The organism is Coleofasciculaceae cyanobacterium (assembly GCA_036703275.1).
Lineage (GTDB): Bacteria > Cyanobacteriota > Cyanobacteriia > Cyanobacteriales > Xenococcaceae > Waterburya.
This window is the reverse complement of sequence record DATNPK010000028.1, coordinates 37,611-52,191: the sequence shown is the minus strand read 5'-3', so window position 1 is coordinate 52,191 and position 14,581 is coordinate 37,611. Positions and strand designations below refer to the sequence as shown.

At 39.9% G+C, this 14,581-nt stretch carries 18 protein-coding genes; 11 read left to right on the top strand and 7 right to left on the bottom strand.

Annotated elements, in window-relative coordinates:
* Positions 1-20 precede the first annotated feature (20 nt).
* Both V6C71_06975 and V6C71_06970 read left to right on the top strand, forming a co-directional pair.
* The gene (locus V6C71_06975) at positions 21-356 is read left to right on the top strand and encodes a phospholipid-binding protein (GenBank protein HEY9768239.1); all 336 of its coding nucleotides are present in this window, start codon (positions 21-23) and stop codon (positions 354-356) included.
* Between the two features lie 343 nt (positions 357-699).
* Positions 700-951: a DUF29 family protein gene (locus V6C71_06970; GenBank protein ID HEY9768238.1), complete on the top strand. Its 252-nt coding sequence runs from the start codon at positions 700-702 to the stop codon at positions 949-951.
* 266 nt (positions 952-1,217) lie between these two features.
* Here V6C71_06970 and V6C71_06965 read toward each other — a convergent pair whose 3' ends face one another.
* A complete protein-coding gene (locus V6C71_06965) occupies positions 1,218-2,663 on the bottom strand; it encodes an FAD-binding domain-containing protein (GenBank protein ID HEY9768237.1) in 1,446 nt (481 codons plus the stop codon).
* A gap of 277 nt (positions 2,664-2,940) precedes the next feature.
* Between V6C71_06965 and V6C71_06960 the strand changes: the two genes are divergently transcribed.
* The 4 genes from V6C71_06960 to grxC all read left to right on the top strand — a co-directional run bounded on the left by V6C71_06960 (position 2,941) and on the right by grxC (position 4,655).
* Complete coding sequence (locus V6C71_06960; GenBank protein HEY9768236.1) at positions 2,941-3,678, top strand: stage II sporulation protein M; 738 nt, start codon at positions 2,941-2,943, stop codon at positions 3,676-3,678.
* Entirely contained in the window at positions 3,675-3,896 is a 222-nt protein-coding gene (locus V6C71_06955; protein HEY9768235.1) for a stage II sporulation protein M, read from the top strand. The genes V6C71_06960 and V6C71_06955 overlap by 4 nt, the downstream gene beginning before the upstream one ends.
* Positions 3,897-4,026: 130 nt before the next feature.
* Positions 4,027-4,296, top strand: coding sequence for a YciI family protein (locus V6C71_06950; protein ID HEY9768234.1), 270 nt, complete (start codon positions 4,027-4,029; stop codon positions 4,294-4,296).
* Positions 4,297-4,340: 44 nt separating this feature from the next.
* A complete protein-coding gene (gene grxC, locus V6C71_06945; protein HEY9768233.1) occupies positions 4,341-4,655 on the top strand; it encodes a glutaredoxin 3 in 315 nt (104 codons plus the stop codon).
* Here the strand turns inward: grxC and V6C71_06940 are convergent.
* Positions 4,652-5,686: a zinc ABC transporter substrate-binding protein gene (locus V6C71_06940; GenBank protein HEY9768232.1), complete on the bottom strand. Its 1,035-nt coding sequence runs from the start codon at positions 5,684-5,686 to the stop codon at positions 4,652-4,654. The genes grxC and V6C71_06940 overlap by 4 nt on opposite strands.
* 98 nt (positions 5,687-5,784) lie before the next feature.
* Here V6C71_06940 and V6C71_06935 point away from each other — a divergent pair, with 98 nt between their 5' ends.
* Both V6C71_06935 and V6C71_06930 read left to right on the top strand, forming a co-directional pair.
* Entirely contained in the window at positions 5,785-6,546 is a 762-nt protein-coding gene (locus V6C71_06935; GenBank protein ID HEY9768231.1) for a metal ABC transporter ATP-binding protein, read from the top strand.
* Positions 6,527-7,399: a metal ABC transporter permease gene (locus V6C71_06930; protein ID HEY9768230.1), complete on the top strand. Its 873-nt coding sequence runs from the start codon at positions 6,527-6,529 to the stop codon at positions 7,397-7,399. Before V6C71_06935 ends, V6C71_06930 begins: the two co-directional genes overlap by 20 nt.
* A 36-nt stretch (positions 7,400-7,435) precedes the next feature.
* Here the strand turns inward: V6C71_06930 and V6C71_06925 are convergent, their stop codons facing one another.
* On the bottom strand, positions 7,436-8,023 hold the full coding sequence (locus V6C71_06925) for a hypothetical protein (GenBank protein ID HEY9768229.1): 588 nt from the start codon (positions 8,021-8,023) through the stop codon (positions 7,436-7,438).
* Positions 8,024-8,240: 217 nt separating this feature from the next.
* On the opposite strand from V6C71_06925, the gene V6C71_06920 reads away from it, so the two are divergent.
* From V6C71_06920 to V6C71_06910, 3 genes are all read left to right on the top strand, one after another.
* A complete protein-coding gene (locus V6C71_06920) occupies positions 8,241-9,143 on the top strand; it encodes an alpha/beta hydrolase (GenBank protein ID HEY9768228.1) in 903 nt (300 codons plus the stop codon).
* A 279-nt stretch (positions 9,144-9,422) separates the two neighbouring features.
* Entirely contained in the window at positions 9,423-10,118 is a 696-nt protein-coding gene (locus tag V6C71_06915; protein ID HEY9768227.1) for a MotA/TolQ/ExbB proton channel family protein, read from the top strand.
* A 51-nt stretch (positions 10,119-10,169) separates the two neighbouring features.
* Complete coding sequence (locus V6C71_06910) at positions 10,170-10,724, top strand: biopolymer transporter ExbD (protein ID HEY9768226.1); 555 nt, start codon at positions 10,170-10,172, stop codon at positions 10,722-10,724.
* A gap of 25 nt (positions 10,725-10,749) precedes the next feature.
* On the opposite strand, the gene V6C71_06905 is transcribed toward V6C71_06910, so the two are convergent.
* The 4 genes from V6C71_06905 to V6C71_06890 all read right to left on the bottom strand — a co-directional run bounded on the left by V6C71_06905 (position 10,750) and on the right by V6C71_06890 (position 14,550).
* Positions 10,750-11,091, bottom strand: coding sequence for a histidine triad nucleotide-binding protein (locus V6C71_06905; protein ID HEY9768225.1), 342 nt, complete (start codon positions 11,089-11,091; stop codon positions 10,750-10,752).
* Between the two features lie 161 nt (positions 11,092-11,252).
* Positions 11,253-11,576, bottom strand: a complete 324-nt coding sequence (locus tag V6C71_06900) for an HNH endonuclease signature motif containing protein (GenBank protein ID HEY9768224.1) — start codon at positions 11,574-11,576, stop codon at positions 11,253-11,255.
* Between the two features lie 213 nt (positions 11,577-11,789).
* Positions 11,790-13,136 (bottom strand): group II intron reverse transcriptase/maturase, encoded by a 1,347-nt coding sequence (gene ltrA, locus V6C71_06895; GenBank protein HEY9768223.1) that lies wholly within the window; start codon positions 13,134-13,136, stop codon positions 11,790-11,792.
* 967 nt (positions 13,137-14,103) lie between these two features.
* Positions 14,104-14,550 carry a DUF309 domain-containing protein gene (locus V6C71_06890; GenBank protein ID HEY9768222.1) on the bottom strand — a complete coding sequence of 149 codons (447 nt, stop codon included), beginning with the start codon at positions 14,548-14,550 and terminating at the stop codon, positions 14,104-14,106.
* Positions 14,551-14,581: the final 31 nt, after the last annotated feature.

Sequence of the window (14,581 nt, the reverse complement as noted above, 5' to 3'; positions counted from 1 at the left end):
TCGATAAGAGGTAGAAGATTATGGGTTTTTTAGGAAAACTTTTTGGTAGAAAAGAAGAAGATAAAGCGAAAAATTCAGGTAAAGTTGCTGTCGCAGCGGCAGCTAAAGATAATGGGATTCCTCGTGAAAAAGTTGGTTTAGATGGCAAGTTTGATGAAAGCGGTTTAGCCAAGCGTGTTGCTCTAGCACTAGATGAAGCCAATATTTCTGATAGCGTTGGGCTTTGGGTTGCTCAAAGAGGCAGCACTGTAGTTTTAAAATACAATCCTGATGCTGAAAGCGTTCTCTCTAAAGCAGAACAGGTAGCAAAAGGAGTTGACGGTGCTGATGCGGTGCAGACTATACCTAACAGCTAGATATTAATTAACCATTTAACGACAGCAAGGATTATGATGCGATCGCACATAGTCCTTTTTTGATGCTTAATGTTCATGGGGGAGAAGTTAAGACACTACGCTGTTTGTTAATCGGTTTAAAGCTTTTAGCTCTTATAGCAATAATTTTCATATTTATAAGGTACACCTCAATTAGCCCGTGCATGATTAGCCCGTGCATGATTAGCCCGTGCATGATTAGCTCCTTACGTCGCGTCCTATTAGCTATTAGCTATTAGCAAAAAACCAGGGTGTCAGACTGTATCTTACGTGAATGAGAACCGCTATATATATTTAAAATAAAAACAACCAAGTTAAATGTAGCATGGAAGAATTAATTGAATTAAGAAAGAGTATTCAAGAGCAAAATTATCCAAAAGCTCTCCAAATTGTTGATGAGTTAGAGGAAATGTCTTTAGAAAATAAGCTTAATAAGATTTATAGCTACATGATTGTGTTATTTCTACATCTTATTAAGCAAGAAGCGGAAAAAACGCTGACTAGATCGTGGGAACTTTCTATTGTTAATTCAGTTAAGCAGATAAATCGAACTAATAGTCGTAAGGCTGGTGGGTAGTATGCCTAACAGAAAGACTTAGAAGAAATAATTAACGATGCTTTTGAGATTGCTCTAAAAGGTGCAGCAATAGAAGCTTTTGGCGCAGACTATAGCCAAGAAGAGCTTTTAAAGTTGATCGATTGCCAAAAAATAAAAGCTCAAGCACTTTCTTTAATTGATTATTAATAATATTAATAATTAACTTTAAGATTTCCAAAATAGTTGCTAAAGCGATCGCCAGTCTAATAAATTTGCCTAAAGTTTAGCCTTGGCAAATGTTCAACTCAAACAAAACTATGGTAATCTTTTTGTTCCTTATACAACGCTTTAAACTTCCTCTGCTGTTGCTTGTGATCGACAATAGGCTGTGGATAACCATAGCTAGCTCTTTCTAATTCTGGTATTTTACCTGTGACTAAATACTCTGTATCCATTGAGCTTATTTCCGACACCCACTGACGGATATATTCACCATCTTGGTCAAATTTAGCAGCCTGAGAAGCGGGATTAAAGATCCGCAAAGGCTTCGGATCCATCCCACTAGAAGCACTCCACTGCCAACCGCCATTATTATTAGATAAATCACCATCGTAGAGTTTTTGTAAAAAATACTTCTCACCCCAACGCCAGTCAATAATCAAATCTTTAGTTAGAAAGCTGGCAACAATCATCCGACAACGGTTATGCATCCAGCCGATCTCATTTAGCTGTCGCATTGCTGCATCAACGATTGGATATCCTGTTTTTCCCTCGCACCAGGCTTGAAACTTAGCTTCGTCGTTTTCCCAAGGAAAGTCTTTGAATTCTTCGCGGTAAGCACCTTTTGCTAGATCGGGAAAGAAAAACATACAGTGTTGATAAAATTCCCGCCAGGCTAACTCTTTTTGCCAAGTTACGACACCACTTCTGGCTTCATCGCTACGACAGTTCTCTAAAACAGCCAAAGTTGCTTGCCATAGTGTACGAATGCCGATCGCCCCAAACTTAAGTGCAGCACTCAACCTAGATGTACCATCAACATAGGGAAAATTACGCTCTTCATCGTAGCAATAAATAGCGCGATCGCAAAATTCTTCTAGCTTTTCTTGGGCTGCGGTTTCTCCTGGAGGTACTAACAAGAGATTATTCCATTCATAACCCAAGTCTTTGGCAGAAGGTAAAGCGATCGCACCTGCTTGGTTTGATTTCTCTATTTCAGCCTGTGATAAACCTTCTAGCTTTTCAATTTTTTTAGCTACACCTGCTTTATCTTCTTTATTCCAGCTACGCCAAAATGGAGTGTAAACTTTGTAGGGTAAGTTGGAAGATTTGGTGACAATTTGTCCTGGGGCGTGTAACAGCTGATCCCAAAAGTTTTTAGTATCAATACCTTTTTCGGCTAAAGCATCTTTAACAGCGCGATCGCGCTTTTTGGCATAAGGTTCAACATCCAAATTCCAAAAGACTGCTTTTGCCTGGAGTGCTTCTGCTAGTTGAGGAATTGCTTTTTGAGGTTCGCCTTGAATAATGAGCAACTGGCTACCCAGCTTTTGATAACTTTCCTGCAACTCTGTTAAACAGCCAATCATGTAGGTAACTCTGGCTGGTGCGATATCATCCCCATCAAGAATACCTGGATCTAAACAAAATAAGCCAACTACCTTAGAAGTGTGTTCTTTAGCTGCTGCTAATCCAAGGTTATCAGAAATCCGTAAATCCCGACGATGCCAAAAGAGTATTAAATCAGACATGAATTGTTCAATGCTTTTCCGTTGTTTATCTTAGCGTTTTTTTAGTTCATCTGAACTTACTTTTGTGTGTCTAATTAACTTTGTAGAGATTTATCGGGTTTGAGCTACTAGTTTTTAGCTATTAGCCCTACGAAAAGCTTTTAAGCGGATGTGTATTTAAAGTGTACATAGCTCGTTTGTGTCCTCGCTTTTAACCACAAACAAACTCGATCGAGTATAACTAACCTACATCTATTTTGAATTAAATATAGTTGCTCTATTTAACAGCTCGTATTTTATGAATGTTCAACGTTGGATCGCCAGAAGAGAACCAAACTGGAAACGTTTAGACGGGTTGCTACAGCAAGCAGAAAAAAAGGGCATAAAATCTTTATCCGCCAGCGAAATTAAAGATTTAGCCAGCCTATATCGTTCGGTATCAGCAGATTTAGCGAGAGCGCGCACTAATAAAGTTGGCAATATTTTAACTCAAGATTTACAAAGGCTGACTTCTCGTGGTTATAACCAGATTTATCAAGGTTTCCAACGTCAAGAATGGCAACAGGTTAAAGAATTTTATCTCTGGGGATTTCCTCAAGTGGTTCAAGATACTTGGATCTATATTGCGATCGCTGCGGGAATCTTCTGGTTAATAGCAATAATCGCTTGGTGGTATGGTTGGCGCGATCCTGTATTTATCGCCGTTACTGTTCCCGAACAAATAATTAACGTTGTCGAAGAAGATGGAGAACTTTGGATGGGTTCAATTGTGGGAGTTGAACCGTTAGCCTCTAGCAGCATTACGATTAATAATCTGTCGGTTTCTTTTGGAGCGCTCGCGGGTGGCATTACCGCAGGACTTTACACGATTTATATCATGGCGTTTAATGGTTTATCCATTGGCGCAATAGCTGCTTTAGTAGATAAAAATAATCTGGCATATCCCTTTTGGGCATTTGTGTTTCCCCACGGTTCATTAGAATTACCCGCTATTTTTCTCGCTGGCGGTGCAGGTTTACTATTGGCAAAGCGATGATTTTTCCTGGTAAATATAGGCGAATTGATGCTTTAAAATTGAACAGCACTAAAGCAGCACAGCTATTGTTCGGTATTATCCCCATGCTAATTATTGCCGGGACAATTGAAGGTTTCTTTTCTCCTAGTCCAATAGTTCCCAATTCCATTAAGTACCTGGTAGGAACAGGTTTGTTTTGTTTATTAATTTTGTATTGTTCTCGTAAGCAAGAAATATAAAAAGCTGGCACGTATTTAGTACCACATTGATTTGTCTAAGTAATAAGTTCTACTCAAGTGAAATTCACTGTAAATGCTGGAGTCCTGATTTGTGACAATAATAGTAAGGTCGAGTAATTAATCAAACTTTATGCCGAAATATATTATGTGGGGTAGCTATTGCGAAAACGCTCTGGAAAAGCGTACTCCTTACAGACAATCACATTTAGATGGTCTAACCCTTCAAAAGGAACAAGGAATATTAGTGACTCTAGGTCCCACAAAAGATAACACCAAGGTCTTCGGGATTTATGAAGCAGATCGAGAAGATATCGTCCGTCAGATCGTCGAGTCAGATCCTTACTGGCAAAATGGCATCTGGACTGAGTATAAAATAAAAGAATGGATTCAAGCTTTCTAACTCAAATTTAAACACCATATCTCACGAAATATTAGAACCTGATTATGCTAGATTTCCTTAATCCGATACTCAACCGTCATCCAGAGCGTATTAAAGCTAATGTTGAGATCTATACCTGGGCTACCTGCCCTTTTTGTATCCGTGCCAAACTGCTTTTATGGTGGAAAGGGGTAAATTTTACTGAGTATAAGATTGATGGCGATGATACTGCCCGCAACAATATGGCGCAGAGGGCAAATAATAAAAAAACAGTGCCTCAAATTTTTGTCAATGACCATCATGTAGGAGGTTGCGACGATCTTTATGAGTTGGATGCTAAGAATGAACTAGATGATTTATTAAGTCAACCTGCAAGTTAATTCTTGGCTGCAAAAGGTTTACATTTTCCACCTAACCCATTAACGATCGCACAGGTATTGTGAGACATCATTTCGGTGTAGTTTTCGGCTTGTCCTAACCCATCGACGTACAGCTTTTCTGGGGATAGTTCAACATTAGCAATACGGGCGACATTATTGATAACGCGATCGTTCTGCGTAGATTCGGTAAAAATCGTGGGTACTCCAGCCTGTTTAATTTCTGCCGATAGTTTTCTTACTTGAGAAGCGGTAGGAGAGACTGACGAACTCAAACCCTGTAAAGTTCGATAATCTTCTAAATAGTAAGCTTGAGCATAATAATTAAGCGAGTCGTGGGTTGTGAATAAAACTCTTTGCCCTGCGGGAATAGTAGCAATTTGTTCATCGATCCAGGCATCAAGCTGCCACAGTTGGTCGGTTAAAGCGGTGCTATTCACTAAGTAAAGTTCGGCTGCTTGTGGGTTTACTTGCAGCAATGTTGACTCGATCGCTTCGACCATCGCCACAGTGTTTTCGATGTTATGCCAGACGTGGGGATCTGCTTCTAATTCTGGCTCAGATTTGGCTGATTCTGATTCAGACTCTTGCTCATGGTCGTGTCCTGCTTCTGCTTCAGAATGTTCTTCATGTTCATGTTCTGACACGAGCGGTTCGGTAACTACCTGTTCATATAAGGCTATTCTGGGTATCTTATTGTCAGTGGCCTCTAGTAAATTAATTACCTTGGGTTCTAACTGATAACCGCCATAAAAAATTAATTGCGCTTCCTCGATCGCCTTGCGTTGTGAGGGCGTAGGGCTATAGGTATGAGGATCTTGATTATCGTCAATTAGGCAAGTTAAATCGAGTGTGTCTTCAGCAATTGTGGTAACTAAATCGCAGATTACATTATGCGATGCTACTACTTTGGGCTTTTCTTGGGCTTGAGCAATATTGTTGCGATTTTTAATAATGCTGCTGGCGATCGCGCTGGCAACTATGCCTGCAATAGCTAAACTAAAAATATTTCTGACACCGTTGTGTTTAAACATAAAAATAATTGTGATTTACTGCTGACAAATAATTCAGCCTGAGAATGATTCTAATTATTTTAATGTAGAATGATAACGGATCTCATTTTTATTCATCAATGCTAGAAGTTTGTAACCTAAGCGTAAACTATCGTCATATTTGGGCAATTGAAAACGTATCATTTACGCTACAACCTGGGCAAGTAACGGGTTTGTTAGGCTCAAACGGTGCGGGAAAAAGCACCTTAATCGAGGCTATTTTAGGATTAGTGCCTCTAGCGGATGGGGTGGCAAAGTGGATGGGTAAGCCAGTTGCCAAACAGCTCAACAAAGTTGCTTATGTACCTCAGCGATCGCAAATTGATTGGGACTATCCCGTCACGGTAGAAAGAGTCGTAATGATGGGGCGAGTGGCTACTACAGGCTGGTTTAGACAGCATAATCGTCATTCGATGAGGCTGGTCAGAAATGCTCTCGAAAGAGTAGGAATGTGGCAATATCGCCAGCGTCAGATTAGAGAACTATCAGGGGGACAACAGCAGCGTGTTTTTATCGCCAGAGCGATCGCGCAAGAAGCGGATTTGCTATTATTTGATGAACCATTTAATAATGTAGATCGACAAACCGAAGCAGTTATTTTTGAGATCTTCGCTGAACTAAAAGCACAACAAAAAACTCTATTGGTCATCAGTCACGATCTGAGTGAAACTTTAGCTAATTACGATCGATTATTATTATTAAATAAAAAGTTAATTGCCTTTGGTTCAAAAGAAGAGGTGTTAACCAACGAAAATATTAATCAAGCTTACGACAGATATTATAATCCTGCACTTGAACCACTAACTATTAATCACCCTGCCAATGCTAACTTGGTTAATTGAACCTTTAGAATTTGAGTTTATGCGTCAAGCGATCGCGATCGGCTTGTCTTTAGGGATTCTCGGCGCAGTAATTGGTAGCTATTCAATTTTGCAGCAGATGGGCATGATGAGTGGAGTAATTTCTCATGCCGTGTTACCAGGTATTTCAATTGCTTTTTTTTTAGAGATAAATATAATAATTGGTGCTTTTGTGGCAGGGGTATTAAGTGCTTTAGTCGTGATGACTATTAAAAAGCGATCGCGAATTAAAGTTGATGCAGCAATGGCATTAACTCTCACTAGTTTTCTGGCATTAGGCGTAATCTTAATTACTAGTTTAGAAACTAATCAAATTAACCTAGACGAAATTCTGTTTGGAGATATTTTAGGCGTAACTAGCGGTGATGTTTGGCGTACCGTAACGATCTCGGTAATCATATTACTATTGACTAAACTTTTTTATAAAGAATTAGAATTTTATACCTTTGACCCTTTAGGAGCGAAAGCCTGTGGTTTACCAGTAAATTTACTCCATTTCGGCTTAATTTGCGCTATCACCTTAACCATTGTTGCCAGTATGCAAACTGTTGGAGTCTTACTAGTAATGTCACTCTTAGTTGGTCCAGCAATTACGGCATACTTATTAGTCAAAGAACTATCTCAAATGATGTTTCTGGGTTCAATCATTGGCGCAGTTTCAGGCATTACAGGGATGTACGGCAGCTATTATTTCGATCTCCCTTCGGGTGCGGCGATCGTCATGGTAATCTTTGCTTTTTTCTTATTAGCATTTCTTTTTAGCCCTAGTCAAGGACTTTTAACTGAACCCGAGATCAAAACTAAAGCCATCAACTGGTTCAAATCCAGAAAATAATTAGAAAACTAATGCTGCATATTTAATTATTAAACTTTAAACATCTCGTTCGGATGATCGCGGATTGGTTTTCTCTTGTAAAGCGCGCAAACTTAATAAGGATGCTGCGATCGCCCCAATAGTATCCATAATCAGATCGACAATAGTATCGTCTAAAGAATTAATCGTGGCCGTAACCCATTCAAATATTTCCCACAGCGCACCAATAGCAATCCCAAACGAAATAATAGTCAACAGGTACAGCCGACGGTGAGAGCGAAACACTGTTAGCATTGAGCTATAGACGATAAAACTAAGTGCTAAGGTAACCGAAAAAGTTGTGAAAGCGTGAGTAATTTCATCATAAGGGCCTGGCTGATAAAATAGACCAATCCATCCTCCAGCATTGAGTAACGCTGCCAAAACAAACAAAAAATCAAATAAGGTTGGTAAGTTGCGATCTTTAATTACGAAAACCAAAGAAGCAACCAAAAAGAACAGCAAAATAATTGCTGCTTGCCAACCAACACGAACTAAAATAATTACCGTGGCGATCGCTAAAAGAAATTGCCCTACCCAGGCTGCAATCCTGTAACCGCGCCAGTTTGTACTCGTTACTGTACCCGCTTCATTGCCTTGAAACATAGATAAACTACAGTAAATTCTCTTGACAAGCAGCTTACCATGCTTAAGCTGATGCGATAAATAATTCTAATGGCTGATATTGACTAGAGATTTTGGGCGTTTCTGGCAATTAAATTTAGCAACAGTAAGATAATTATTGCAACTCCATTTTGCGCTAATTTGATTAATAGCTTAATAGCTACAAAAAATACTATTTAATATCCCAGCTCATTTATTCATGTTTCCTAGTTGCATTCCTCCCGAAGCTAGCAGTTTAACCGAAGCTACGTCTATTGATTTAGCCAAACAGATTCAACAAGTATTTATCTCTACGTCTTTGAGTAATCAGGATATTGCAACTACTTATATTAACCAGGGAAGCGGTGGCACGCCTATCTTACTAATACACGGCTTTGATAGTTCTTTATTGGAATTTCGTCGTTTATTACCTATACTCGCAGCACAGCAATCGACTTATGCGGTAGATCTTTTAGGGTTTGGCTTTACCCAGCGCAATTTAGATATCCCGCTTAATTCTGAAAACATTAAAACCCATCTCAATCTTTTCTGGAAAACCGTCATCAAGCAGCCTGTCATCTTGGTAGGGGCATCAATGGGAGGTGCAGCAGCGATAGATTTCACTCTTACCTATCCTGATGCGGTGGAAAAATTAGTCTTAGTAGACAGTGCGGGTTTGGCTAAACAACCTGCGATCGGTAAGTTTATGTTTCCGCCGATCGATACTTTCGCCACAGAATTTCTCCGCAACCCTAAAATTCGCCAAAGCATTAGTCGCGCTGCCTATTTCAATAAGAATTTTGCCAGTTTAGATGCCCAAGCCTGCGCTGCACTACATTTAAAATGCCTAGATTGGAATAAATCTTTGATTGCTTTTACTAAAAGCGGTGGTTATGGTTCATTTGTCCAAAGAATTTCTGAGATACAACAGCCGACGTTAATTATCTGGGGCAAGCAAGACAAAATACTAGGAACTAAAGATGCTGCTAAATTTAATCGAGCTATTCCTAATAGTAAGCTAGTCTGGATCGATAACTGTGGTCATGTTCCTCATTTAGAACAGCCTGATGCTACTGCTAGAGAGATTTTGAATCTGAATCAGCAAAAGCAGGATCTTGTTTAGTTGCGATCGCAGTTGACTTCATCATTCTTGCCAATTAGCCATTATTAACTGTTGATTTTAACCAAATATCTTTAAAGACTAACGATTAGAAACTATAAAATGTGCGATCGCTTTTTGGAGGGAGTATAGACAGAGATCGAAACCCATGTTAGAAAAAATTTAGGAACTAAAATTTTTTGGCAAGCTGTGTTATTTGCATTTATGGACTTAGACTGGAATAACTTTAACTGTTCGAGAACTAATCTTAACCAAAGATATTAATGGAGGTAATTGGCCAAGGTGAATTTATTAGAAATTATTGATAAAGGTGGGATCTCTATGTATCCCCTGCTATTCCTCTCTGTTCTCTCAATTTCAACAATTTTAGAACGGCTTTGGTTTTGGTCGCGAGTGGTTTTTCAAGAGAAACAAATCTTTAATCGGATTATGGAAGCAGCCGAGCGCAATTGGGATTTGGTCGGTAAAATTGCCCAGGAACATATTAATCACCCGTTGGGTAATTTTGTCTATTCCCCGTTTAGACTGTCCGATCCCGACCCAGAGATGTTCCATCTTGCTTTAGAATCGGCAGCAGAAGAACAGTTAGCTCGGATGCGTAAGGGGGATAAAATTCTCGAAGCGATTATTGCTCTTTCTCCTTTGCTAGGATTATTTGGTACAGTTTGGGGGCTAATTCAAGCATTAAGCGCAATTAAGATTAGCGATTTAGGTACAGCAGATTCATCTGGTGTTACTTTGGGTATTGGTGAATCTTTAATTTCTACCGCCACTGGTCTATTAGTGGCAATTATTAGCCTAAGTTTTTATCGTTTGTTTCAAGCTTTTTGGGCAAATCAAATCAGAATATTACGTCGTACTGGTAGCCGTTTAGAAGTTATGTATCGCGATCGCTGGATGCAGTCGGAGGCTGAAAATCCCAAGATTGTTAATCAAGATGATTATTCTTTCGTCAAAATCAAGCCACCTAGCCAATAATTAGTCGAGACGTTCGATGGAACGTCCGTACAGTAATCAGGAATCATTTGTATGAGTCGTAGAAAGTACCGGCCCCAACCAATTAAACCTCTAAATCTCTGGCAGGATGATAGTCACTCAAGTAACGCAAATATCGAAATACTGCCCTTAATTGACGTAATTTTTTGCATTTTGATCTTTTTTATCTTGGCAGCCGTCAATTTTTCCCGTCAGCAAGCAATCAGCCTAGATTTACCCCAGGCGAAAACGGGTACGCCTCAGATGGAAAATCTTTTGATCGTGACCATTGATGATATTGGTCAGCTATACGTCGATAAAAACATAGTCAGCCGTAGCGATTTAGCTTGGGAAATCAAAAAATATAATCAAGCTAATCCTGATGGTTTAATGACTCTATATGCAGCTAAAAATTCAACCTATAGAGAAGTAGTAGAAGTATTAGATATTTTACGCGAAGTAGGTGGCGATCGCGTTGCTCTAGCCACTTTACCACAAGGCTCTCAACCAGCACCAGTTCCTCCTACTCCAGGCGTAAATCCCGCTCTTCCTGGCTTGCCCAGCAGCATCGACTCATTCCCCACCCCACCTAGCCCTCCAACGCCTTAGTGAATTGAAGGTTGCTACTTACTACTTACCCTGGGGGCCATTTCATCGCGCGATCGCCCAAAATATGTAAATGTAGGTGATCGACTGATTGTCCGCCATCTGCACCGTTATTGATTACTACTCGATATCCATTGCTTAGGTTTGCTTGTTCGGCAACCTGCTTTACAGTCATCAATAGATGTCCCATTAGTTCCGCATCTTCTTGAGCGGACTCCGATAAACAAGGAATTGGTTTTTTAGGAATAACTAAAATGTGCGTTGGTGCTTGTGGATTAACATCTTTAAACGCTAAAGCTAAATCATCTTCATAGACAATATCGGCAGGAATTTCACGACGAATAATCTTGCCAAAAATAGTATCTGTCATAGATTGTCAAAAATTATTATTGTCAGTTTGGTCAGCAATCCTAATTGTAATAGTATTTTGACGCTAGAAGGGTCGAAGTGAGTGTTACCACTACACCCCTCCCGTCCGAAACCGAGCGTGAAAGTTTCCCTTCACTCGGCTACTCAATATATTTCCTATTGTCAGTAGGACATCCTACTCTTTTCATTAGAGACAATTAGCAAATCATTATCATTCCAAAACCAGTTACATTTATCTAGTTCTTGGTTAATGTACTTCATATATCTCATGAATCTTTGATTCCTAATAAACTCTAAATCAAGGGCAGTTTTTTTATCATGGCAATGACCGTGAAGAAGTTGTAGATTCCTATATTCATCCTTCCCGCCCTTGGCGGGAGGGATGTTATGGTCGGTTTCCAGCAGGTCTCCTTCACGAAATTGTAGGCAGCACCAAGAACATACACCTTTTTGTCTCTTAAGCAGTGAGGCTTTCCGAGTTGGCATATCGGGATTTTGACCCATCCTAATACTCCAGTAAATTAACCTTCCATCAAATGGGCTAGAATCGCCTTTAACTTTCACGTACTCAGAACCTCTGCTTCCGAACTCAGTGTGTGTTAGTAACCGAAGAGGATTTTCATCTTCTTTTTTCTGGTTGCGAATACCCAATTATTTTTATCAATGGTTGTCCAATATTTCTTTCGAGCTTTGTACCAGTCACCTGTACGATGACGACTCCATGCTCTGAGTTTTAGAAAAACCAAGCGGTCTTGTCCTGTAAGTATCCCCATTGTTTGAGCATCTTTGGAATGAATAATAGTTTGTCCATCCTCTAATGATTGGATTAAGCTCAACTATTAGTTTTGCCTGGTGGGAATATTTGTGCTTTTTGATAACATCTTTAATTTTCTGTTGATGTCTTTTTAAAGCATCTTTGGAAGGAATAATGAGCGTTCTAAAACCTAGTTTTTCCTTAGTGCTGGGATGTATTGAGCTTCTGTGTTTACCTGTACGAAATTGTCGTATATGATATCCAAGAAAATCAAATCCAGCTTTTCCGTCTTCGCTTTGCTCTGTAATTAGAGTGTGGGCGATTCTGGTTTTGGATGGTTTTAGTTCCAGTCCCATGTCTTTTAACCACTCAGAGATTAATTCTCTGCATCTTTGGACTACACTTAGGTCATGATGTATTAGGAGAAAGTCATCTGCATACCTGATAAACGTAAGGGACTTAACCTTTTGTTGCCAGCTAATCTGGTTTTTAGGTTTGTCTTTCCTCTTCATATCAAGAGTTTTGGCGAACTCCATTAACATATTTTCTATTCCATGTAGAGCAACATTAGCAAGTAAGGGGCTTATAACCCCACCTTGCGGTGTTCCTTCAGATGTGGCAGTAAATACCTTTTGATCTATGACTCCAGATTTTAACCAGGCTTTAATTTGTTGCCTGAATTTACCCGTGTAACCGAGTTTCTGTAGTAAGGCTAAGTGGTTGATGCGGTCAAAACATTTCGCAATATCAGCGTCAAGCACGTATTTTGCTTTATTCTGTATGGCGTTTTTAATTGCCCATACTGCATCCTGACAGGATCGTCCTGGTCGAAAGCCGTAGGAATTTGGCTCAAATAGAGCTTCCCACTCTGGCTCTAATGCGTTTTTTATTAACGCTTGCAAGGCGCGGTCGTTAATAGTGGGTATTCCTAATGGGCGTTTTTCTTCCTTTCCAGGTTTAGGTATCCAAACTCTTCGAGTTGGTCTACTTTTCCCTGTAAGTTTTAATTGCCCTATGAGCTTAAGACGTGCTGATAGGGACAGTGATTTCTTACCGTCCACTCCTGCTGTCTTTTTGCCACGATTATCTTGTGTTACCCTACGAATCGCTAGAACCTTGTTAGACCATGACCTCATTAATGTCTTTTGAAGTTTTCTAACTTGTCTTATATCTCCATGATGAGATGCTGCGTAAATGCGCTTTTGTTGCTTATAGACATATCTTTCGACTTTAAGCCAATTAATATCGTCCCATCCCACAGTATTCAATTTAATTGAGTCTGTATTAGGCATATATACTACTACTTGTACCCTTACACATTGATATATTGCGAGTCACGTCTGCTTATCCTGGGCGTTACCCCGTCCCTTTTCAGGCATTACTGGTTTCAGGTTAGGCTTTTGCTTCTTGACCCATCTTCCTCAATCTCACCATACGGTTTTGACGATACCTACCAGTTAATCTGGGGATGAGGTTGAGTTACTATCGTTCCTGTATTCCTTTGCTGTATATGACGGCATATACAGTTGATTTGAGTCCGTTAGGGTTCATTTATCCACCTGTATGAGCTAATTGTGCGTTACGTAAAACGAGAGAGCTACGTAAATCTAAACTCGTCCCGATATTTCGGGTAGCAAGGTGTGGTCTTTAACACCACTAGCTTATATCCCTTGCCTCCTTGTTTAAGATGGTTCAGTAAATGATTAGTTTGTCTACCCCACGATTTCCTATTCCTCGGTGTTATCCTCAGTCCAGGTCGCTTATAAAACTCATGTTAGCGATTAGACGTTTTCAGCAATTATCGCTCTGTTCGCTTTCACTCCCGCTTTTATATCTGGGTTGTCATCCCAGATATAAGGGAAACTTCTCTCTATCGTCGCCGATAGGGACGCTGTGTACTTTTTTCCTCCGCACAAGAGGACAAGGACTTGGTGTTCTAGGTTACTAGCCTCACCTTGAAGAAATACAAGTTATCATCTGTTAAGGATTAAAGTGCGAACTCTACCTTTCGGTTACTTAACAGAAGCCATACATCCCTCCTAAAATATAGGATTTCGTATGAACGAATCGCACCCCCCGCATAAATGACGGGGATTCCTGCTGCATTGGGATCTTCTAAGACTTTTCCCCTTCAGAGGCTGTCTTACGACAATCGCTCATGGGGGTTTCCACCAAACTAAGCGTTATCCTTTAGGGCATATAGCTTCGCGTCGCAAATGCTGAACCCGAAGGGCTATTAACTATTAGCTAATAGCTTTTTTAAATTTTATTAATATAGGGAATTTGACAGCTAGCAATTAAATCTTCGATAGATTCTGAATTATCTTCTGTAGTTTCGGCTTGCTTCTGTGAATGCTTATGCTGTAGCCGCTGAAAAAAATTGCTAGTTTGCTCTGGCTTTAGCTGTTGTAATGCTTGAAGCAGATTTATCGCTTGCTCGAGTAGCTGTTCAACATCTACTCCTTCATATTCTGGCTGATAATCGCATAAGCGTTTAACCGCCTCTCCTAAAAGAATAATTGACCCGCGCAGATTATCGTTGCTTAAATGATAACAACTCACTGCAACCTGTAGAATTCCCTGATAAAAACGTTTATCTGCTTCAGGAGCATCAACCCAAATAGCTTCTAAAGTATCGTGACAGGCGTAAAACTGCTGCTGATTGAATTCAGCGATTCCTCGTTCAAATTCTGGTGATGCTGCCATACTAATAAAGTGCTTTGATCGATGATGCGGC